Raw genomic sequence first — 19,856 nt, 5'->3', positions numbered from 1 at the left:
GGTCAATTTGATACCAAAAGTGAATTTAAAAAAGGGTTAAAGGAAACAAGTCATGTCGATTTTGTGTTTACAACTGAAGTGGAAGATATCGTTGTAGAGTTAATCGAAGAGAATGAAAACTCAATAATTGAATATTATTTTTAGGGTAAAGCATGATGGTTAAATGAGTTTGGGGCAAATGATCAATGACAAGTAAGACCATGACCACAGATGAAGCGAATTAAATGTAGATGCAAGCCATAAATACTACAATTTTTTAAAATGAAAAGTATGTTTCCCTTTATCTCTAGTCTTCCTCTCCACATTTTTCTTAAAATAGGGTGAGAAAGACTGACATTAAATCCTAACTATTCATTTTTTGTTTAATAGGTCCGTATTCAAATAAATATCCTTCATAAAGAAGATGTAGGTCTGGGTGGTCACGGAAGTCATCTGGTGTTACTAACGCTGGGATTTTATCCCATAATTGTATTCCAGAGCGTCTTAGGATTTCTGCAACAAATTGGGAACAAAAGTATGAAGTACTAATCTCAACGGGTTCTTTTAACGTAATACCTAATACACCTAATAAATTATATGACCATTTCCGGCGGTTTTTAATAAATACATTTAAGATTCGTTTCATTTTTTCAACTTGACGTTCCGATACAGTGAGTTCATATACAACACAGGTTGTATTTGGGTAATAGCTATATGTTCCTTTAAATATGTCTTCTTTTACAAATCCCCCATTTAGTGGATTGTCAGGCTGTTTACGCCCAAAGCTATAAAGCTCCAATAGTTCATAATCAAAGGCAATAGACGCATGATTATACGGCGCTTTCGTATATTTTTTAATAGATTTAGTGAAAAGAGTCCCGGTATCCGTAAGGAGAATGTAGACTTTTTTCTTCATATTTCATCCCTCATTAATGCAGAATTTTGTTGAAGAATAAAGAATATTCAATCATAATAATGCTAGAATCATTGTTTCGGAGGTACAAAATGACCCATACTTACATCACTATTTTAATAATGGCCTGTGCAATGGCTATCTTTCATTTATTATTTTACGCTGTAAAATCCTTGAAGGAAAGAGAAGATTTTTCCACCATTAATGCTCGAGTCAAAACGTGGTGGGGGATGTTAGGTGTTTTTGCCATTGCTACTTTGTTTAATCCTACAATTTCTTTAATATCGATCCTTTTTTTAAGCTTCTTTGCCTTAAAGGAGTTTTTCTCAATGATTACAACACGAAAAGTGGATCGTCAATTATTTTGGTGGGCATATCTTGCCATTCCCATCCAATTTTATTGGATAAGTATCGAGTGGTATGGGATGTTTATTGTATTTATTCCAGTATATGTTTTTTTATTTCTCCCTCTACCGAGAATTATTGGAAATGGGACCGTTGGCTTTTTACGCTCAGTCAGTTCAACACAATGGGGAATTATGCTAATGGTATTTGGCTTAAGCCACTTAGCATATTATCAAGTCGCTAACCCTATTTATGGAGCGAATTTAGTTCTCTTTTTAGTAGTACTTACCCAAGCAAATGATGTTGTTCAGTTTTTAGTTTCTATATTTTTAGGAAAGAAAAGAGTCATTCCTTCTGCCCACCCGAATATTACTTGGGAAGGCTTTCTGCTATCATTAATGACAACTACAGCCCTTTCTACCAGTTTATATTCCTATTTAACTCCGCTAGATTTGAAGTTTGGCATATTATCTGGCGTTATTATTAGTCTTAGTGGTTTTTTAGGTAATTTGACTATTTGGGTATTAAAGCGTGATTTATTAATTGGGAACGCTGAAAAGTTTCAAAAATTAAAAGAGAGCTATTTAACAAGAGTCGACAGTTTAACCTACTCTGCTCCCATTTTCTTTCATGTTATTCGCTATTACTTCGATTTTATGTAACAAACGGAAGAAAGGATGGGTGGTAAGGAATAAGGACAATTTATGTAAGAGTGAATGAATAATGGAGTAGGGAAAAATAAAATCATATGCCTCTCACTTAACGAATGGAAGGTTTCATAAAGTAAACAAGAGGGTGGGGTGGTGTAACGTTCGTTATTTTTTTACTTTCAATCGAACAAGATAACCACTCTGTCAATCGTACAATATTCTCCTCAAAACCTAAACTTCTCCGTCGAAAACGATTTTTCTGAGGAATCTTCTCATATAATGCATGAATACCTAAACATTTGCCTTGTTTTTAGAACCTTTGTCATTTAGCAGGAAAAACCCCTCTCTAAGCGAAAGTAAACGTAAAGAAGAAAATAAAAGGGAGGGTACCTGATGAAAAAAACAACGGTCACGATTTCAAAGGCTGCGAAATTATTAAATATGACATCACATACGCTAAAGTCTTGGGAAATAGCCTTCACTCCGATTTTATCTATACAGAGAGATCAAAATCACGCCCGCAAGTTCACGGCAGAAAATTTGCAAGTATTGAAAAGAATAAAAGAATTAAAAAATGAAGGAAATAGTGACGAAGAGATTATCCAATTAATTATCGGTGAAAAGGAAAGAATATATGAACGAGAACTACAACGAGAAGAAGTTGAAGCTTGTAATCGGACAGTAGATAAAAGGAAAGAAGAGGAATCGATTCAAAATGAGATGGCCCCTATGCTAGAACAGTTGGAGGGGAACATTGTCTCTCAAGTTCGAAAGGCAGTCAAGGAAGAGATGGAAACGATTACGACAAAGCAAACTCGAATCCACTCTTCAGAAATCTCATCATTATCTCACAAAGTAGATACATTACGTGAGGTATCAGAATTTGAAAGAGAGTTTTATCAAGAAGAACTGGAGAAGGAAAGAGATCTATTTAAAGAAAAGGTATCAGAGAGAGAAGAAAAATTTATTTCCTTTGTTCAAGAACGTCTTCGCAATCGTACGGAAGTAAAGGAGCAACAACCTAAGTATTTCTTTAATTTCCTGAAAAATCTATTAAACTTCGCCAAATAGATTGTGTGTACTGCTAATCGAATAGAGCGGTTTAACACATTAGTGCTTAAAATACTAATGTGTTTTTTCTGTATGAAAAGAACAATTCTCTTTAAAGATAGTATAAATAATATGAATACGGATATACTATTCAGATGTTTATTCCGTTGTCATGAATGTGGTACGATACGATAAGAAACAGAATACATAGAAAGCAGTGAACGTATTGAATAAGCAAAAGGTAATCGTACTTATCGGACCAACAGCTGTCGGAAAAACAGCATTAAGCATACAATTAGCGAAGAAATTTAATGGGGAAATTATTAGCGGAGACTCAATGCAAATCTATCGTGAAATGGATATTGGAACAGCAAAAATATCTCCTCAAGAAATGGAAGGGATACCACATCATCTAATTGATATTAAAGATCCTGATGAAGAGTTCTCTGTAGCAGAGTTCCAAAAACAGGTAAGGGCCAAGATAAAGGAGATAACGTCGCGTGGAAAGCTTCCGATGATCGTTGGAGGGACAGGATTGTATATTCAATCGGTACTTTATGATTATCACTTTACAGAATCAGAAGGTGATGCTGGCTTTCGCCGAGAAATGGAGCAAAGAATCGAGAAGGAAGGCATCCAAATTGTCTATGATGAATTAAGAAAGATTGATGCAAAAAGTGCAGAAAACATCCACCCTAATAATACAAGAAGAGTGATTCGTGCATTAGAAATATATCATACAACAGGCAAAACAATGGCACAGTATCAAGCAGACCAACAGAAAGAATTGCTTTATAATACCACCATAATTGGCTTAACGATGGATCGTGAGCAATTGTATAGCCGAATTAACCAACGTGTGGATATCATGATGGAGCAAGGGTTATTTGAGGAAGTAAAAAAATTATACGATCAAGGATTGAATAATGTACAATCCATTCAAGCAATTGGATACAAAGAGTTATATAGATATTTTGAAGGAAACTCCACCATAGAAGAAGCGGTTTTATCGCTTAAACAAAATTCACGTCGCTATGCAAAACGTCAACTAACTTGGTTTCGGAATAAAATGAATGTTCATTGGTTTGATGTAACCGATATGAGTGAATTGGAAAAAATTGAACAGATATCTCAATTTGTTGCAGGAAAGCTATCTTAGACAGCGAAATAGTAACATAGAGAGAAAAGAGGAGGAAGAACAGATGAAACAAGGAATTAATATTCAAGATCAATATTTAAATCAATTGAGAAAAGATAATACGCTAGTCACCGTTTTTTTATTAAATGGTTTCCAAATAAGAGGGACGGTCAAAGGGTTTGATAATTTTACTGTCCTGTTTGAGTCAGAAGGTAAACAACAGCTTGTATATAAACATGCTATTTCAACTTTTGCACCGCAACGAAATGTTCAAATTAATTTTGAAGAATAAATGGAATCTTCTTTACTGAACGAGGCTATTTTAAAAGGTTGCTTTTCAACTTTTTAAAACGGCCTCTTATTTTTTGCCCTTTAAAAACGTCAATTTAATGAAAGTGAAATACTAACCGCTTATTGTATTGGTTATCAATGGGGAAAGATATTGACATTATTTTAAATTCAATCGAATAAAATACAAGGAAGAGGAGTTTCTAAAGATAAAAGCTTGTTTAAATAGAGCTGTGTATATTTCTTGGGAAACCGCAAATTATGACAAACCTCATAAATGCTGAAGTTTTATGGGAAAATCATAAGGAGTTGTTATAGGAAAACTCAAGGGTCACCCTCCTAACTTTGGACATAAACTTTAGGAACGGTGAGGTGAATGGTGTGAATGAACCGATTCGGATGAAAAACAAAGGTCAAATTAATATTGTGTTAAATTCAAAGGAAAACGTAAAGATTCATGACAAAATTAAGCGTGATATTATTGTACAGGATACAACGTCTAGTGAACATTTAGCGTTAAAGGAGATTGAAACGGAACTGGGAAGCTTAGTCGGTATGGAAGAAATGAAAAAAATGGTGAAGGAAATCTATGCGTGGATTTACGTCAATAAAAAAAGGGAACTGGAAGGTTTAAAAGGTGGGAAACAAGCGCTCCATATGATGTTTAAGGGCAATCCTGGTACCGGAAAAACAACAGTAGCGCGATTGATTGGTAGGTTATTCCAAAAGATGGATATGTTATCTAAAGGACATCTTATCGAAGCAGAAAGAGCGGATTTAGTCGGTGAATATATTGGACATACAGCCCAAAAAACAAGAGACTTAGTAAAAAAATCAATGGGTGGCATTTTATTTATAGATGAAGCCTATTCCCTTGGCCGAGGTGGGGAGAAAGATTTTGGGAAGGAAGCGATTGATACATTAGTGAAACATATGGAAGATAAGCAACATGAATTTATTTTAATTCTTGCAGGCTATTCACGTGAAATGGACCATTTTTTAACACTAAATCCTGGGCTTCATTCTCGATTTCCGCTCGTTTTCGATTTTCCAGATTATAGTGTTGATCAACTACTCCAAATTGGGCAACAAATGCTTGAGGATAAAGAGTATTCTTTCACACCTGAAGCACAACGAAAAGTTAGGGAGCATCTTTATCATGTGAAATCAATGATAACGGCTCATAATTTTTCCAATGGACGATATGTACGAAACGTCATTGAAAAGTCTATTCGTTCACAGGCCATGAGGCTCTTAATGCAAAATCGTTACACAAGAAATGATTTATTAACGTTAACAAGTAGCGATTTAGTATTTCCAGAAGATGAAAAAAAAGAGCGAGCTGATTATTGAACTTTATGCGGCTAACTTAATATGGATTATCGAGGGAGTTCAAGACGTACGAGTATGAACTCCTTTTTTTGTGTTGTGTCATTTCCCAATCATAAAAAAAGAAAAAATGACCTTTAAGATAAAGTGATTAGAGGAACCCTGCATAAGAAGAATGAATATTTACGGGATAAAAATATCGAAAATTACCTATTGAAGAGAAGGATAGGAGAATATTGACAGAGAGTTCCAAGCTGCTAAAAGGAGGTATACTTGCCCTAATAAATAAGCCGTGAAGCGAATGAACAATTAGGTTCGTTTGAATGGTTCTTTAGAGGCATCGATAGGCTAGACCAGAAAAGGTTAGTATAGTAACATATCAATAAACGTGGAGAGGGGCAGCTAGATGAATCCTTTATTATTAGATATCCCATTGCAGATAGAGACAGAAAGACTCATTCTTCGAGCACCACATCAAAGTGGAGACGGAATGATTGTGAATAAGGCAATAAAAAATTCTATTAATGAGCTAAAAGAGTGGTTGCCATTTGCACAAAGAGTTCCTGCTGTTGAAGAAACCGAAATGAATTTGCGAGAGGCTCATATGAAATTTTTAAAAAGGGACAGCTTTCGTTTTCTAATTTTTCATAAAAATACGAATGATTTTATTGGAACAGCTAGCCTTCAGGGGATAGATTGGGATATTCCTAAATGTGAGATTGGCTACTGGATGAATACAACTTATACGGGAAAAGGATATATGACAGAGGCTGTCAAGGAATTGATAAACTTAGGATTGAACCATATCAAATTTAAAAGAATGGAAATAAGGTGTGAATCAACCAACGTTAAAAGTCGTTCCATCCCTGAAAAACTTCAATTTACCCTTGAAGGGACATTAAGAAATGATGATTTATCAGCTGACGGTTGCAACCTAACTGACACATGTATATATTCCATTGTTTCATAAAATCTTACGAAAAAAAGCTTGAAGACATTCTTCAAGCTTTTTTCTCCACTCCATTAGATTACTTTTTCCATAACTAGATTTGTAATGTCATAGCCGAGCTTCTCATATAAATCTCTTGCAACTTTATTATGCCCAAACACATGAAGGCCTATTTTTTTTAACCCCAATTCTTCTTTAGCGATTCTTTCTATAGAATACATGGCTGCTTTTCCGTAGCCATTTCCTTGGCGGTTCTCATCAATCCGAATATCGTAAATATAGCCTAAGTCAGTTGTTTTTTGAGCAAACCATAAAATCCCAACTTCTTGATCTGTGTCGAAAATCGTATAAAAGTATTGATTTGCTGTTTCTTTGCCATCGGGTAAAAGGCTGTGGTATTTTTCTTTGGCCTTTTGTAAAGCGTCACCCTCGCTCCAATTTCCAGAAGCAATACTTTGATTTGCGAAATCGGAAACAGATGTTTCAATATATTTTTCAAATTCTAGGTTGGTCATAGGAATTAAGTTAACCATTTTTTCCTCCTTTAATAAGTATGTTAAGATCATTCACTTGGTCTTGAAATAGCCTCTATGAATGAAGTGAAACACTCCACACACTTGTTTATTGTTTGTTCCAATCGAATAGTACAATAAAGGTTACTTACGATTGTTTGCAGGGAATATGGACGATAAATTAAGTACATTTGCGGAAAGTCATATGTTGAAAAAGGAGTGAAGAACAAAAAGTGGAGTCAAAATCTGAGGTCAATGGAACTTCATAAAGGTGGTAATGAATCTTCTTATATTTTACCATGTCCACCTAAGCTTTACTAATTATCTTTCTGGTCCCCAATCTTTTAAGGGAAAATCTTTTTTCTTTTCCTATACGTCTTTAAAAAATGACGAATGTGGAGAGGAGATGAATATTTGCTAGGTTCATAATTCAATGGATGATTACTACAACCTTATAGAAAAAAAGAGACTTGACAAGACATCATTCTTCAAATTAACGGGATACAATTTCAGTGGTAGGAGAAGATAATGATACTCTTTTAGTGGAGAGTCTATAGTGACCTTTGAACAGAAGGAAGGTGGTAGTGATGAGAGGTGAACAGAAAGATAAACGCATTTTGCTGCTTCTCACTTTGCTAGGTCTTTTTTTATTTCCGTTCACAATGAAAAAACGATCAAAGGACTGGTTATTAGTTTTCTTTATTCATGGGTATTTTTCGATGGTCATTGCCTCGATCGTAACAGGAGCCAAGCTTATCTCTTTTCCTGTACGATTGTTTCCACGTTCATTTAAAAGTAGCGTACTTTTTGATGCTTTGTTATTTCCTATAACCGCCGTTCTCTATAATCAGTGGACGATTCATTCTAATTTTATGGTTACTTTATGTAAGGGGTTGTTTATTAGTATAGCACTGATGTTGCTTGAGACGTGGTTTGTGACGAATACACGACTCATACTATATAAAAAATGGTCATGGAAAATCACGTTTGTTTCAGTCACATTAAGTTTATATGTAACGAGGGCAATGATTGGAATGATCCGTCTATTGAATGAAAGAGAACAAAAGGAGCAAACATAAAAAACACCTAAATAAAGGAGAACCCTTACTCAGGTGTGGTAGAAAAAACTCAATCGCCACCAAATAAATCAAACGCACCATTTAAAATACTACCTTCTCCTTTTGACCCACCTTTACTTGGAGCTGCAGAGAAGACTCGACTTGCCAGTCGGCTAAATGGCAAGGATTGTACCCAAACCGTTCCAGGTCCTTTAAGCGTCGCGAAAAATAACCCTTCCCCACCGAATAGAGCGGTTTTAACGCCCTTAACAAATTCAATATTATAGTCAATTTCTTTTGTCATGGCTACAAGGCAGCCAGTATCTACTCTTAGTTTCTGGCCTGGTTGCAATTCTTTCTTATGGAGAGTTCCTCCAGCGTGAACGAAGGCCATACCATCACCCTCGAGCTTCTGCATAATAAATCCTTCCCCACCAAAAAAGCCTGTTCCTAATTTTCGTTGAAAGTCCACACCAACAGAAACGCCTTTTGCAGCACAGAGGAAGGCATCCTTTTGACAGACGATTCTCCCACCTAATTCATCTAAATCAAGTGGAACGATACTTCCTGGATAGGGGGAGGCAAATGATACCGTTTTCTTATCATGTCCATTGTTCATGAAAGCGGTCATGAATAAACTTTCCCCTGTAATAAGACGTTTTCCAGCTCCTACTAGTTTCCCCATTAAGCCACTGACTCCATTGGAGGATCCATCGCCAAATATCGTTTCCATACTGATTTCTTCTTCCATCATCATTAAACTACCTGCTTCAGCAATGACTGTTTCTTGCGGGTCCAGTTCAATTTCAACAAACTGCATATCATTTCCATGAATATAATAATCGATTTCATGATTCTTCACAAAATATCCCTCCTATACTTTTATTTTATCATGTATCGTTGTTAGCTCTAAATTTGTTCATAAAGAATTCGAAGAGTATGGCTAACATTCAACTATATGGTCATTTGATTCCATTTAGTACAGGCAATAAAAAAGAGAAGAACATAAATTCTTCTCTCTCATTGAAATGCTCGTATGTTACGATAAGGTAGTTTCCATTTATAGGAATAGCTTAACACGCGTAACCCTGTAGTCATTACAAATAACCCATATAGTTCAATCGGAGTGTTAATAAATCCTAATCCAATAACAATTCCACAAAGAATCGCCCAAACGGCATAGATTTCAGAACGTAATACTAGTGGTTTGCGACCGGCGAGTAAATCCCGAATTATTCCTCCACCGCTACCAGTTAGAACGGCAGCAACGACTACAGCACTAAGAGGGTGATTCATATCTGTTGCGTAAATGGCACCTTGAATGGCGAAGGCAGATAGTCCAATGGCATCAAAGAAATTTCCCCATCTTTTCCAATGCTTAAGTAAGTTATTAGGAAATATGAACACTGCGGTAATGGATAATAAAGCAATTTGAAAGAGCATCCCTTGCTCCCAAAGAGCAGATACAGGTATACCAATCAGTAAATTACGAATGGCGCCTCCACCAAACGCAGTGACAATCCCAAGAATATATACACCAAAAATATCGAATTTTTCTTCCATTGCAATGATGGCTCCTGAAACGGCAAAAGCAACCGTTCCAATGATACTGAGCACTTCCCAAGTCATGTTGCTATCCCCTTTTTTACGGGTTATCCCTAAAATGATTCATAAAAATTTTAACACGGAAAATGTAGATTGCAACTAGTTTTACTTGAAATCGTGCTTGTTTTTTTCAATAGAGTTTAATGCCAATATTTGATATGATGAAATATAGACTTATTTTTAGAAATGAGGATGTTTGCTTGAATAAAATAACTCTTGAAAAAGTAATTATTGTAGGCTGTCAGTTAGACGAGGAAGACGAGCGTTTTCATTATTCAATGGATGAATTAACCTCTTTAACTGAGACAGCAGAAGGAAATGTCGTTGCGACGCTAACTCAGAAACGTGATCGTGTTCACCCTTCTACATATATTGGGAAAGGGAAGGTTGAGGAACTGGTCTTACTTGTAGAGCAGTTCGAGCCGGATTTAATTATTTTTAATGACGAATTATCCCCTAGCCAAATTCGTAATTTATCAGAAGATATCAATGTAAAGATTATTGATCGAACGCAACTCATATTAGATATCTTTGCAAAACGGGCTCGTTCAAAAGAAGGGAAGCTACAGGTAGAACTTGCACAACTGCAATATTTACTGCCTCGTTTAGGTGGGCAAGGATTAGCATTGTCTAGGTTAGGTGGTGGAATAGGAACGAGAGGTCCTGGGGAAACAAAGTTGGAATCCGACCGTCGTCACATTCGACGTCGATTAGATGATATTAAATCTCAACTTCGCACAATTGTACAACATCGCGAAAGGTACCGTGAGCGACGAAAGAAAAACCGGGTGTTTCAAATTGCGCTTGTTGGCTATACAAATGCTGGGAAATCAACCATATTCAATCGTTTGTCTAGTGCTAATTCATATGAAGAAGACCAGCTGTTTGCAACACTTGACCCGATGACTCGTCGAGTAGGTTTGCCAAGTGGTTATCAAGCTTTATTAACCGACACGGTTGGCTTTATTCAAGATCTACCGACGACATTAGTGGCTGCGTTTCGTTCAACATTAGAAGAAGTTAAAGAAGCAGACTTGCTCCTTCATGTTGTCGATGGATCAAATGCGGAGTTTCGTCATCATGAGGATACGGTTCATGAATTACTAGAAGAACTTGATATGAGTTCGATCCCACAAATCACGGTGTACAATAAGAAGGATTTATTTCAACATGACTTCATCCCAGCTAGCTCGTTTCAACAGGTTGTTGTAAGTGCTAAAGAGCAAAAAGATCAACAGTATTTAAAGGAAATCATTGAAAAAAAGATGATCTCCATGATGGATGCGTATCATATAACGGTTCCTGCAAGTGAAGGAAAGGTAATTGCTCAGCTAAAAGGAGAGTCGATTTTAACCTCTTTAGAATTTAATGAGGAAACGTCTCATTATATTGCGCAGGGATATGTAATGAAGGATCATCCTGTTTCAGGAGAAATTGCGAAATACCAATAAAGGAGAGGCATCATGTTTGATCAACTAAGTCATGGGGAGACCCTAAAGCCGATAGTCGCTAAAGTAGAAGAAAAGATTCGCTCTCTACATCAAGAAGTAGACCTTCGTGCGGAGTATAATCAATTTCGTGTTCTAGGAAGTTTTCAAAAGAATAAAGTAAGCGATTCTCATTTTCATCCTTCAACAGGTTATGGATATGATGATGCAGGAAGAGATACTTTAGAAAATATTTACGCTGAAGTATTTGGTGGACAAGCAGGCATTGTCCGTCCTCAAATCATTTCAGGGACTCACGCAATTTCAATTGCATTATTTGGTATTCTCAGGCCGAATGACGAGCTTCTCTATATTACGGGAAAGCCATACGATACACTTGATGAAATCGTTGGAAGCAGGGGAAGTGGAAATGGCTCTCTAAAAGAATTTCATATAGACTATAATGATGTTCCACTTACCAGTGAAGGGAAAGTGGATTTTGAAGCTGTGAAGAGAGCAATCACCTCTAAGACGAAAATGATTGGCATTCAGCGATCAAAAGGGTATGCAAACCGTCCGTCCTTTTCGATAGCTGAGATTAAAGAAATGATCGCCTTTGTAAAAGAAGTAAAATCAGATGTCATTGTTTTTGTTGACAATTGCTATGGAGAATTTGTAGAAGACGTAGAGCCTTGTCATGTTGGAGCAGACCTTATAGCCGGTTCGCTAATAAAAAACCCTGGTGGGGGACTAGCTAAAACAGGAGGGTATATCGTTGGAAAGAAAGAATATGTAGAAGCTTGTTCCTATCGGATGACTTCCCCGGGTATTGGTGCTGAAGCTGGGGCATCCTTATATAGCCTTCAAGAAATGTATCAAGGTTTCTTCCAAGCACCTCATGTTGTTGCACAAGCTTTAAAGGGAGCCATTTTTACAGCAGCTATTCTCGACGAACTGGGGATGAAGAGCAATCCGAGCTGGGATTCAAATCGAACAGATCTGATTCAATCCATTGAATTTAACGATAAAGATCGTATGATCGCTTTTTGCCAAGCGATTCAATTTGCTTCACCTATTAATTCTCACTTTACACCATACCCAAGCTACATGCCTGGATATGAAGATGATGTCATCATGGCTGCGGGGACATTTATTCAAGGGGCAAGCATTGAATTATCTGCTGATGGACCCATACGTCCACCGTATGTAGCTTATGTTCAAGGTGGGTTAACGTATTCTCACGTAAAAATCGCTATTTGCATTGCGTTGAATGAATTAGTTAAAAGAGGAATGATTACCCAATAAATAGGATAAATTATAGAAGAAAAGTGGATAGTTTTGTCGCTATCTACTTTTTTTATGGGATTATGTAAGAAAAGCTAACATGGTGTTGACATTATTTTTAACATTGCATATAATAGACTTATAAAGGAGGAACGGTGATGAGCAAAAGTAATATTCGACGATCAATGCCTGTGTTTCCAATTAGCATTGTGATGCAATTAACGGAACTTTCCGCTCGCCAAATTCGCTACTATGAAGAGCATAAGCTCATTTCTCCTGCTCGAACTGAAGGGAAACGTCGTTTATTTTCATTAAATGACATTGATAAGCTGCTAGAAATAAAGGATTTATTAGAACAAGGGATGAATATGGCAGGAATTAAAAAAATCTTCTCTATTCAAGATGAATCACCTGTTTCAGAACAGGACAAAAAAGATGCTGAAAATGCAAGACGTGACCTATCAGACGAAGAGCTTCGCAAATTACTTCGTAATGAATTTTTGCGCGCTGGACGTTACCAACGTTCTTCGATTCAGTCTGGGGATATGTCTCGCTTTCACTAAATAAATAATGGAAAGAATTCAAGGAGGAATTTTTAGAAATGGCAAAGTATACTCGTGAAGATATCGTTCGTTTAGCGGAGGAAGAAAATGTAAAATTTATCCGCCTTCAATTTACAGATATTTTAGGAACGATTAAAAATGTAGAGATTCCAATTTCTCAGCTTGACAAAGCGTTAGACAATAAAATGATGTTTGACGGTTCTTCTATCGAAGGATTTGTTCGCATTGAGGAATCTGACATGTACCTTTATCCAGATCTAGATACTTGGGTTGTGTTCCCATGGACAGCTGAAAAAGGGAAAGTTGCCCGTTTAATCTGTGATATCTATAATCCAGATGGTACACCATTCCAAGGAGATCCTCGTAACAATCTACGTCGAATCTTAAAGGAAATGGAAGACCTTGGTTTTACAGACTTTAATCTTGGACCTGAACCTGAATTCTTCCTATTTAAATTAGATGAAAAAGGTGAACCTACACTAGAACTAAACGATAAAGGTGGATACTTTGACTTAGCTCCAACGGATCTAGGTGAAAACTGTCGTCGTGATATCGTATTAGAGCTAGAAGAAATGGGCTTTGAAATTGAAGCATCTCACCATGAGGTAGCTCCTGGTCAACATGAAATTGATTTTAAATATGCTGGTGCACTAAAATCATGTGATGATATCCAAACGTTTAAGCTTGTTGTTAAAACAATTGCTCGTAAACATGGTTTACATGCGACGTTCATGCCGAAACCATTGTTCGGTGTTAACGGTTCTGGAATGCACTCAAATCTTTCCTTATTCAAAAATGGTGAAAACTCTTTCTATGATCCAAACGGGGAATTAGAATTAAGTGATACAGCTCGCCAATTTATTGCAGGTATCATTAAGCATGCTCCAAACTTTACAGCTGTGACAAACCCAACCATTAACTCATACAAGCGTTTAGTACCAGGATACGAAGCGCCATGTTATGTAGCTTGGTCTGCTCGTAACCGTAGCCCGTTAATTCGTATTCCAGCATCTCGCGGCATGAGTACTCGTGTAGAGGTTCGTAGTGTAGACCCTGCAGCAAATCCATATCTTGCAATGGCAGTAATGTTACGTGCAGGTCTTGATGGAATTAAAAATCAATTAACTCCTCCAAGCCCAGTTGATCGTAATATTTACGTAATGAACAAACAAGAGCGTGAAAAAGAAGGTATTGCAGACCTTCCTGCAACGCTAAACACTGCCTTAGAAAAATTACAAGCGGATGAAGTAATGTGTGGTGCTCTTGGAGAACATATTTTAGAACACTTCTTAGAAGCGAAACAGATCGAATGGGATATGTTCCGTACTCAAGTTCACGCTTGGGAACGCGATCAATATATGCAAATGTATTAAGAAATATGAAAAAAGGTGGTCAACTAGCAGTGTCAGTCTCTATTTTAGAGACTGGACACTCGTTGACCACCTTTTATTTTATGAACCTAACAAGTTGTTAAATCTGAACAGACTTCGGTACTGTCATTAAAAAACATTTATGCAGGTAACTCTCATAAACTACCTTTAAATCGGATATCTGCTCTATAGTGGGTGCAAATTAGACGATTGAGGAAGAACGGCATTGAAGGGCATCAGCTATAGGTTATAAACTGATAATCCCAACGATGACAAACATCATTCCGATACCACTTTTTACGATATTTCGCGATTTATTGGATAGTTTATGAAAAAAAGAAAACAAAAACTCTAACTCTAAATATCCAGATGCCCCAATAACAGCCTTCTCTTTTGTGTAAGCATTTTTTATAGAGGATAATTTGACCAACAACCCCCAAACAATAAATATTCCTCCAATAATGAAATTCATCCAATCACCTCACCTTTAAGAATTTTAAATATACTGCATATTACATAGATCTAAATCTCAATTAAAACGTTCTATTCTGAATGGGGAATTATCATAAGTAAAGGCAAAAATATAGATTCGTTTTTCCTGCAAATAATATAGCAGAAAACTCATTGTTCATCTTCATCACTTAACACTCGACCCCTTCATAAGGTATAGGAGGAGGTGGTGAAATGGACAAAAATAAATCCTGTTGTTTATGTGGGAGTATTATTTTTGCTGCTATAGCAATTGGGTTTGGAATTAGTTCTGGATTTCTAATATTTGCAATCTCACGAAATCCGAGCATAATAAACACCCTTATCCTAACGTTTATTTTTGCTTATGTTTTACCAAGTATCATTCTTTCGATCATTGCTATATTAACTACAGTGTTTTGGAAAAAAAATCATAAATAAAAAAATAAACTTAATCTCATGAATTTGAGATTTTTTTGTAAGGATTAAATACAATTGTGGATTCTGAATCCGTTTATGGCGATGATGGGCTGATTTATAATTAAACACTTATAAATTTTAACAGAAATACACGAAATTATGTTGACATTCCTTATAACCTTAACAGTTTCTAGCAGCGACCTGATGTTCTTTACCATTAAGGATAACGATTCAAGGACTGTTTTCCTTTACAGGTATAATAGTAATTTGGTGTATGCAGAGGAATAGGTCACTGAAATTGGAATTGTATAAATAAATGGAAAATTAAAGAGCTATAAAACTAGATTATGTATGGTTTATGAAGGATAAGGAACTTCCTTCCATTTGGAAACCGTTAGTCATGATTCATTTCACCTTCACATAGAATTATAGCGGAGGTGAGAAAATGGATGAATTGATTTTCTTAACAGGATTCTTAATTATATTGATCGCTGCCATTTTTGCTATAATAACCCTTGTATTATCATTCAAAAAGGATGACCCCATTTGTTGTTTAGGTGCAGGATTGGCACTGGGAGTTATTTCTGCTGGAATTGGTCTCTTCGTTTGGGGAGCTATCGAAGAAGGTGGGGATATTGAGGATCTGATTAGCCTTATTAGCATCATTATTTTGATTCTAATCGCCCTCTTTTTAAGCATTTTCACGCTATTATCTGTTTTGAAGAAAAAGGAATTTTGTTGTTTAGGTGGAGGAATTGCTTTTGCAGGAGTCGGACTTGGAGCGGGGATAATATTATCAAAAATTGAAGATTTATTTGGGGATTTTGAGGAAATTAGCCTTCTTTTATTGGCTATCCTTTTTCTCGTGATCTTAATCGCTGCGTTTTTGATTATTGTTATATCATTAAAGAAACGTCAAAGCTTGTGTTGTTTTGCAGGGACATTAGCATTGGCAGGAGTAGGGTTAGGGATTGGTGTTCTTCTCTCATTTGAAGAAGAGGAGTTAATCGCTGGTTTCGGAAGTTTGACAAATAGTGTTATCTTGTTAGGGATAGCAGCGATCATTATATCTTTTTGGAAAAAAAATAAACAGTAATCGTTTTGATCAAAAGGCATCCTTTCGAGGGTGCTTTTTGATTTGAAAGTGGTTTTGCAATGCTATTGGTAATTTTTAAAATTCATTTCATTCTACACGAATATGTAAAGACATAATTAAACAAATCCACAAACGAAAATCTCCTATGTTAAACAAATCTCAGAATGTCTATGTTAACAATGTGAACTTTATAGGCCAAATGGCTAAAGTAATGTAGTTATGGAATGTCGACAATTAGAAGGTCATTACTGATTAAATGAAAGGTAATTTCTTTTATATATGAATAGTAGATGAGCTTGAATAAAACCTAATAGTCTTCTATACCTATTTTTCTAAACGGAGAGTACATATCTATACATCCAACTTATTCAGTTTGTGGAAGTTTGGGAAAAAGGCGAATTGGTGCTATTTCACTTTAGAGTTCTCTTTATTTTATAAACGGAATTTAACACCGCATCAGAGCTAAATGTGTATTCAATAACATAAATATGCTAAATGGATATTTTTTATAAACTTCATGAAATAATGGGTTGTAAGAAAATACATAAAGAGACAAGGATTCTATAGAGAAAAACTTCAACGAACATACTTGATAAATGGAATGGCTGTATAGCAAGTCATAGTCGATCTTTTTTGTGGAGTGAATGTTTATGTTATTTATCTAAATAACACCAAAATAGCTTTTCCGTAAAATTGATAAAATGATCCCTTTAACCCAACCTTAACACCGTTTTGACATATACGAAGAAATCGATTAGTCAGCTTGGTTACAAGAATATATGAAATAGGCTGTTGAAAATCACTTTGGTTAACAATCTTTTGAACAAGAATCTTTTGCAATCTTAACTAATTTAAATGCAATAATGAAAGCCAATATAGCAAAAACGAGAAAAACTAAAATACCAAGGATTAACGCAATCAGTACTTGCACTACAGCACTTGGATTCCGCCCAATAGCTTCCGCAGCAGATCCTAGCCCAATACCAAACCCTAAACCAAGACCAACATAAGATAAAATGGCAAGCGCAGCTGCAATACAACATAAACCACAAGAGGATTTGTTAACAGAACCCATACGAGCCCTCCTTCCATTCTATTTCTATAGCATATGATTGTTGTCCTAATTGTGTACCAAGATAAAGTGATAATGGAAAGAAGGGATCTATTAGCGACATATACCTTTGCAACTAGGTTGTACACACCTAGAGTAATTCTTTATTTACATCATTAAGGCTATATTTTTTCATGTGTAGTTAAGAGAAGAAAAGGAGAATGGCAAGGGGAGATTTTTCCATCCTTTTTTGGTAAAATTAGTAGCGGAATATGAATGAACAATTGGGGGAACGTGAAAGTGGAGACTGAAAAATTAACAATTTTCAACGAGAACTATGAGCGGTGCGGAATTGCAACGCGTGAAGAGGTACATAAAAAGGGATATTGGCATGAAACGTTTCACTGCTGGGTGATGAAAAGGGAAGACGAGGTTGATTACCTATATTTTCAACTACGTAGTCGTTCCAAAAAAGATTATCCTTATTTATTCGACATTACCGCAGCAGGGCATATTTTAGCACATGAGACCATTAAAGATGGTGTCCGCGAGATAGAAGAAGAGATTGGGTTAGCGGTTTCATTTTCAGAATTAATTGAAGTAGGACAAATCCGCTATAGTGTTCACCATGATGAGTTAATCGACAATGAATTGGCCAACGTATTTTTGTATCTATTAAAAGGTAACGTCGAATGGAAATTACAAAAAGAGGAAGTGGCAGGGATTGGACGGGTTCCAATACAAGTATTTAGCGAATTAATTGAGGGGAAAAGAACAGAAGTGAAAATAGAAGGGTTTGAAATAAATGAATGTGGGGAGCAACAAAATTTTAATAAAGTAGTGCAAATGCATCACTTCGTTCCACACGAACGCTCCTTTTATAAGACGGTTCTTGAACGTATGAATCGCTTAAATCAGGTAGGGAGAGAGGGGGGAGTACTGGAAAGCTTCTAATAGCGAAATGAAAAAAGTCCCACTACCTTTTAATAGGGACTCCCTTCAAAATCTACTCCGATCGTGGACAATAAGATGAATTTTATTACTTAATTTGGTGATGGTAAAAAATAAATATATTAAAATACCCCATTAGCAAATATTAGCTAATGGGGTTAAAGTCTTTACTCTTTTCAACGTATATTTATCATTTTTTCAATTTAGCAAACAATTATTTTCCGATGAACATTTGAGTCCATATGTTACTTCCTCCAACGTGACCCACACCAATATGTGTCAAGTTTGGGTTCAATATGTTTGCACGGTGACCACTAGAATTCATCCATGCATTTACTACAGCTTCAGGACTACTTTGCCCCTTTGCGATGTTTTCAGCTGCAGCATAGTAAGTAATGCCAAAGCTCTTCATCATTTCAAATGGAGAACCGTATTTAGGACTATTATGATCGAAATAACCATTTTGTTGCATATCATTTGATTTTTCTTTGGCAACACTGCTTAATTTCGTATCTAACGTTAATGGAGCCAATCCTTGTTTAGCACGCTCTGCATTTGTTAAGTCTACGACCTGCCTTTCAAACGCACTAACTGTACTAGTCGTTTGTGGAGGATCAGTTTCAGCTTTCTTTTGTGTAGTTTGAGCAGGCTCTGCTTCAGCTGGCTCCTGAGCAGTTTGAGCAGGCTCTGCTTCAGCTGGCTCCTGAGCAGTTTGAGCAGGCTCTTCTTCAGCTGGCTTCTGAGCAACTTGAGTAGGCTCTACTTCAGCCGGTTTCTGAGCAACTTGAGTAGGCTCTGCTTTAGCTGGTTTCTGAGCAACTTGAGTAGGCTCTGTTTCAGCCGGTTTCTGAGCAGTTTGGGTAGGCTCTTCTTCAGCTAGTTTCTGAGCAGTTTGAGTAGGCTCTGCTTCAACCGGTTTCTCTGTAGTTTGAGTTGGTGTTTTGCCCATTACGAAAATTTTATTGGAAAATGGAAAGGGTACTGGTGATTCTTCAACATTTAGTGACAAGTCATTAAAATGAATGGTTATACCAAATTTTTCATCAAGGTCTTTTATGAATTGGTGGAAAAGAACTTTAGCACTTACATGTTCATTAAGTGTGATCATCAATGTGTCACTTTTACTAATCGTTTTATTGTGAGTACTAGATTCTCCATTTGCCTTCATTCCCCACGGTGCCAATGTTAATAAAAAAGCGGTAGTAATCGTAATCATGAATTTTTTGTTCATTTTCATAGTAAATCTACAACCTCCTTATTTTTATTCTTGCTTCTCGTAATCTATTTGATTCTTCTAGCTATTAAAACTCTTGTTGATAACTATTAATATATGCAGCGAAATTAATGTAACATTTTACTGACGAGATGTAATGTGCAATAAGAGCTATTCTTTACAAATAAAGAAAGTGA

General features: G+C 36.2%; 21 protein-coding genes. 14 read left to right on the top strand and 7 right to left on the bottom strand.

What is annotated here, in order from left to right; genetic code table 11:
* Positions 1-343: 343 nt before the first annotated feature.
* A complete protein-coding gene (locus tag WAK64_RS06835; RefSeq protein WP_336586204.1) occupies positions 344-895 on the bottom strand; it encodes a hypothetical protein in 552 nt (183 codons plus the stop codon).
* A gap of 89 nt (positions 896-984) precedes the next feature.
* Between WAK64_RS06835 and WAK64_RS06830 the strand changes: the two genes are divergently transcribed.
* From WAK64_RS06830 to WAK64_RS06805, 6 genes are all read left to right on the top strand, one after another.
* Positions 985-1,899 carry a phosphatidate cytidylyltransferase gene (locus WAK64_RS06830; protein ID WP_336586203.1) on the top strand — a complete coding sequence of 305 codons (915 nt, stop codon included), beginning with the start codon at positions 985-987 and terminating at the stop codon, positions 1,897-1,899.
* Positions 1,900-2,280: 381 nt separating this feature from the next.
* On the top strand, positions 2,281-2,958 hold the full coding sequence (locus WAK64_RS06825; protein WP_336586202.1) for a MerR family transcriptional regulator: 678 nt from the start codon (positions 2,281-2,283) through the stop codon (positions 2,956-2,958).
* 196 nt (positions 2,959-3,154) lie between these two features.
* Positions 3,155-4,096 carry a tRNA (adenosine(37)-N6)-dimethylallyltransferase MiaA gene (gene miaA, locus WAK64_RS06820; RefSeq protein ID WP_336586201.1) on the top strand — a complete coding sequence of 314 codons (942 nt, stop codon included), beginning with the start codon at positions 3,155-3,157 and terminating at the stop codon, positions 4,094-4,096.
* Between the two features lie 43 nt (positions 4,097-4,139).
* Positions 4,140-4,367: an RNA chaperone Hfq gene (gene hfq / locus WAK64_RS06815; RefSeq protein WP_336586200.1), complete on the top strand. Its 228-nt coding sequence runs from the start codon at positions 4,140-4,142 to the stop codon at positions 4,365-4,367.
* Between the two features lie 377 nt (positions 4,368-4,744).
* The gene (gene spoVK, locus WAK64_RS06810; protein WP_336586199.1) at positions 4,745-5,716 is read left to right on the top strand and encodes a stage V sporulation protein K; all 972 of its coding nucleotides are present in this window, start codon (positions 4,745-4,747) and stop codon (positions 5,714-5,716) included.
* 382 nt (positions 5,717-6,098) lie between these two features.
* A complete protein-coding gene (locus WAK64_RS06805; RefSeq protein ID WP_336586198.1) occupies positions 6,099-6,662 on the top strand; it encodes a GNAT family N-acetyltransferase in 564 nt (187 codons plus the stop codon).
* A 53-nt stretch (positions 6,663-6,715) separates the two neighbouring features.
* On the opposite strand, the gene WAK64_RS06800 is transcribed toward WAK64_RS06805, so the two are convergent.
* The gene (locus tag WAK64_RS06800) at positions 6,716-7,174 is read right to left on the bottom strand and encodes a GNAT family N-acetyltransferase (RefSeq protein ID WP_336586197.1); all 459 of its coding nucleotides are present in this window, start codon (positions 7,172-7,174) and stop codon (positions 6,716-6,718) included.
* Between the two features lie 566 nt (positions 7,175-7,740).
* Between WAK64_RS06800 and WAK64_RS06795 the strand changes: the two genes are divergently transcribed.
* Positions 7,741-8,232: a CBO0543 family protein gene (locus tag WAK64_RS06795; RefSeq protein ID WP_336586196.1), complete on the top strand. Its 492-nt coding sequence runs from the start codon at positions 7,741-7,743 to the stop codon at positions 8,230-8,232.
* A gap of 49 nt (positions 8,233-8,281) precedes the next feature.
* Here the strand turns inward: WAK64_RS06795 and WAK64_RS06790 are convergent, their stop codons facing one another.
* Both WAK64_RS06790 and WAK64_RS06785 read right to left on the bottom strand, forming a co-directional pair.
* Entirely contained in the window at positions 8,282-9,073 is a 792-nt protein-coding gene (locus tag WAK64_RS06790; RefSeq protein ID WP_336586195.1) for a TIGR00266 family protein, read from the bottom strand.
* Between the two features lie 158 nt (positions 9,074-9,231).
* The gene (locus WAK64_RS06785; protein ID WP_336586194.1) at positions 9,232-9,840 is read right to left on the bottom strand and encodes a trimeric intracellular cation channel family protein; all 609 of its coding nucleotides are present in this window, start codon (positions 9,838-9,840) and stop codon (positions 9,232-9,234) included.
* 185 nt (positions 9,841-10,025) lie between these two features.
* Here WAK64_RS06785 and hflX point away from each other — a divergent pair, with 185 nt between their 5' ends.
* The 4 genes from hflX to glnA all read left to right on the top strand — a co-directional run bounded on the left by hflX (position 10,026) and on the right by glnA (position 14,463).
* Positions 10,026-11,267, top strand: coding sequence for a GTPase HflX (gene hflX, locus WAK64_RS06780; protein WP_419465906.1), 1,242 nt, complete (start codon positions 10,026-10,028; stop codon positions 11,265-11,267).
* Between the two features lie 12 nt (positions 11,268-11,279).
* Positions 11,280-12,548 carry a methionine gamma-lyase family protein gene (locus WAK64_RS06775; RefSeq protein WP_336586193.1) on the top strand — a complete coding sequence of 423 codons (1,269 nt, stop codon included), beginning with the start codon at positions 11,280-11,282 and terminating at the stop codon, positions 12,546-12,548.
* A 137-nt stretch (positions 12,549-12,685) separates the two neighbouring features.
* The gene (locus WAK64_RS06770) at positions 12,686-13,090 is read left to right on the top strand and encodes a MerR family transcriptional regulator (RefSeq protein WP_336586192.1); all 405 of its coding nucleotides are present in this window, start codon (positions 12,686-12,688) and stop codon (positions 13,088-13,090) included.
* 38 nt (positions 13,091-13,128) lie between these two features.
* The gene (gene glnA, locus WAK64_RS06765) at positions 13,129-14,463 is read left to right on the top strand and encodes a type I glutamate--ammonia ligase (protein ID WP_336586191.1); all 1,335 of its coding nucleotides are present in this window, start codon (positions 13,129-13,131) and stop codon (positions 14,461-14,463) included.
* A gap of 244 nt (positions 14,464-14,707) precedes the next feature.
* Here glnA and WAK64_RS06760 read toward each other — a convergent pair whose 3' ends face one another.
* Positions 14,708-14,932 carry a hypothetical protein gene (locus WAK64_RS06760; protein ID WP_336586190.1) on the bottom strand — a complete coding sequence of 75 codons (225 nt, stop codon included), beginning with the start codon at positions 14,930-14,932 and terminating at the stop codon, positions 14,708-14,710.
* Positions 14,933-15,144: 212 nt separating this feature from the next.
* Here WAK64_RS06760 and WAK64_RS06755 point away from each other — a divergent pair, with 212 nt between their 5' ends.
* Together WAK64_RS06755 and WAK64_RS06750 are read left to right on the top strand one after the other, a co-directional pair.
* The gene (locus WAK64_RS06755; protein WP_336586189.1) at positions 15,145-15,369 is read left to right on the top strand and encodes a hypothetical protein; all 225 of its coding nucleotides are present in this window, start codon (positions 15,145-15,147) and stop codon (positions 15,367-15,369) included.
* Between the two features lie 424 nt (positions 15,370-15,793).
* Complete coding sequence (locus tag WAK64_RS06750; protein ID WP_336586188.1) at positions 15,794-16,444, top strand: hypothetical protein; 651 nt, start codon at positions 15,794-15,796, stop codon at positions 16,442-16,444.
* 808 nt (positions 16,445-17,252) lie between these two features.
* Here the strand turns inward: WAK64_RS06750 and WAK64_RS06745 are convergent.
* On the bottom strand, positions 17,253-17,519 hold the full coding sequence (locus WAK64_RS06745) for a hypothetical protein (protein ID WP_336586187.1): 267 nt from the start codon (positions 17,517-17,519) through the stop codon (positions 17,253-17,255).
* A 276-nt stretch (positions 17,520-17,795) separates the two neighbouring features.
* On the opposite strand from WAK64_RS06745, the gene WAK64_RS06740 reads away from it, so the two are divergent.
* Positions 17,796-18,449 (top strand): NUDIX hydrolase, encoded by a 654-nt coding sequence (locus WAK64_RS06740; RefSeq protein ID WP_336586186.1) that lies wholly within the window; start codon positions 17,796-17,798, stop codon positions 18,447-18,449.
* Positions 18,450-18,660: 211 nt separating this feature from the next.
* Here the strand turns inward: WAK64_RS06740 and WAK64_RS06735 are convergent, their stop codons facing one another.
* Positions 18,661-19,683 carry a CAP domain-containing protein gene (locus tag WAK64_RS06735; protein ID WP_336586185.1) on the bottom strand — a complete coding sequence of 341 codons (1,023 nt, stop codon included), beginning with the start codon at positions 19,681-19,683 and terminating at the stop codon, positions 18,661-18,663.
* Positions 19,684-19,856 lie beyond the last annotated feature (173 nt).

It is taken from the genome of Bacillus spongiae, assembly GCF_037120725.1.
Lineage (GTDB): Bacteria > Bacillota > Bacilli > Bacillales > Bacillaceae_K > Bacillus_CI > Bacillus_CI spongiae.
This window is presented reverse-complemented; position numbering and strand designations above follow the sequence as displayed.

What these genes read in the sequence shown, in the direction of transcription:
- WAK64_RS06785 (WP_336586194.1), bottom strand. Translation starts at nt 9,840, where the DNA reads ATGACTTGGGAAGTGCTCAGTATCATTGGAACGGTTGCTTTTGCCGTT.
- WAK64_RS06735 (WP_336586185.1), bottom strand. Translation starts at nt 19,683, where the DNA reads ATGAAAATGAACAAAAAATTCATGATTACGATTACTACCGCTTTTTTA.
- WAK64_RS06800 (WP_336586197.1), bottom strand. Translation starts at nt 7,174, where the DNA reads ATGGTTAACTTAATTCCTATGACCAACCTAGAATTTGAAAAATATATT.
- WAK64_RS06750 (WP_336586188.1), top strand. Translation starts at nt 15,794, where the DNA reads ATGGATGAATTGATTTTCTTAACAGGATTCTTAATTATATTGATCGCT.
- WAK64_RS06830 (WP_336586203.1), top strand. Translation starts at nt 985, where the DNA reads ATGACCCATACTTACATCACTATTTTAATAATGGCCTGTGCAATGGCT.
- WAK64_RS06825 (WP_336586202.1), top strand. Translation starts at nt 2,281, where the DNA reads ATGAAAAAAACAACGGTCACGATTTCAAAGGCTGCGAAATTATTAAAT.
- glnA (WP_336586191.1), top strand. Translation starts at nt 13,129, where the DNA reads ATGGCAAAGTATACTCGTGAAGATATCGTTCGTTTAGCGGAGGAAGAA.
- WAK64_RS06755 (WP_336586189.1), top strand. Translation starts at nt 15,145, where the DNA reads ATGGACAAAAATAAATCCTGTTGTTTATGTGGGAGTATTATTTTTGCT.
- WAK64_RS06795 (WP_336586196.1), top strand. Translation starts at nt 7,741, where the DNA reads ATGAGAGGTGAACAGAAAGATAAACGCATTTTGCTGCTTCTCACTTTG.
- WAK64_RS06760 (WP_336586190.1), bottom strand. Translation starts at nt 14,932, where the DNA reads ATGAATTTCATTATTGGAGGAATATTTATTGTTTGGGGGTTGTTGGTC.
- hfq (WP_336586200.1), top strand. Translation starts at nt 4,140, where the DNA reads ATGAAACAAGGAATTAATATTCAAGATCAATATTTAAATCAATTGAGA.
- WAK64_RS06745 (WP_336586187.1), bottom strand. Translation starts at nt 17,519, where the DNA reads ATGGGTTCTGTTAACAAATCCTCTTGTGGTTTATGTTGTATTGCAGCT.
- WAK64_RS06805 (WP_336586198.1), top strand. Translation starts at nt 6,099, where the DNA reads ATGAATCCTTTATTATTAGATATCCCATTGCAGATAGAGACAGAAAGA.
- WAK64_RS06775 (WP_336586193.1), top strand. Translation starts at nt 11,280, where the DNA reads ATGTTTGATCAACTAAGTCATGGGGAGACCCTAAAGCCGATAGTCGCT.
- WAK64_RS06835 (WP_336586204.1), bottom strand. Translation starts at nt 895, where the DNA reads ATGAAGAAAAAAGTCTACATTCTCCTTACGGATACCGGGACTCTTTTC.
- WAK64_RS06770 (WP_336586192.1), top strand. Translation starts at nt 12,686, where the DNA reads ATGAGCAAAAGTAATATTCGACGATCAATGCCTGTGTTTCCAATTAGC.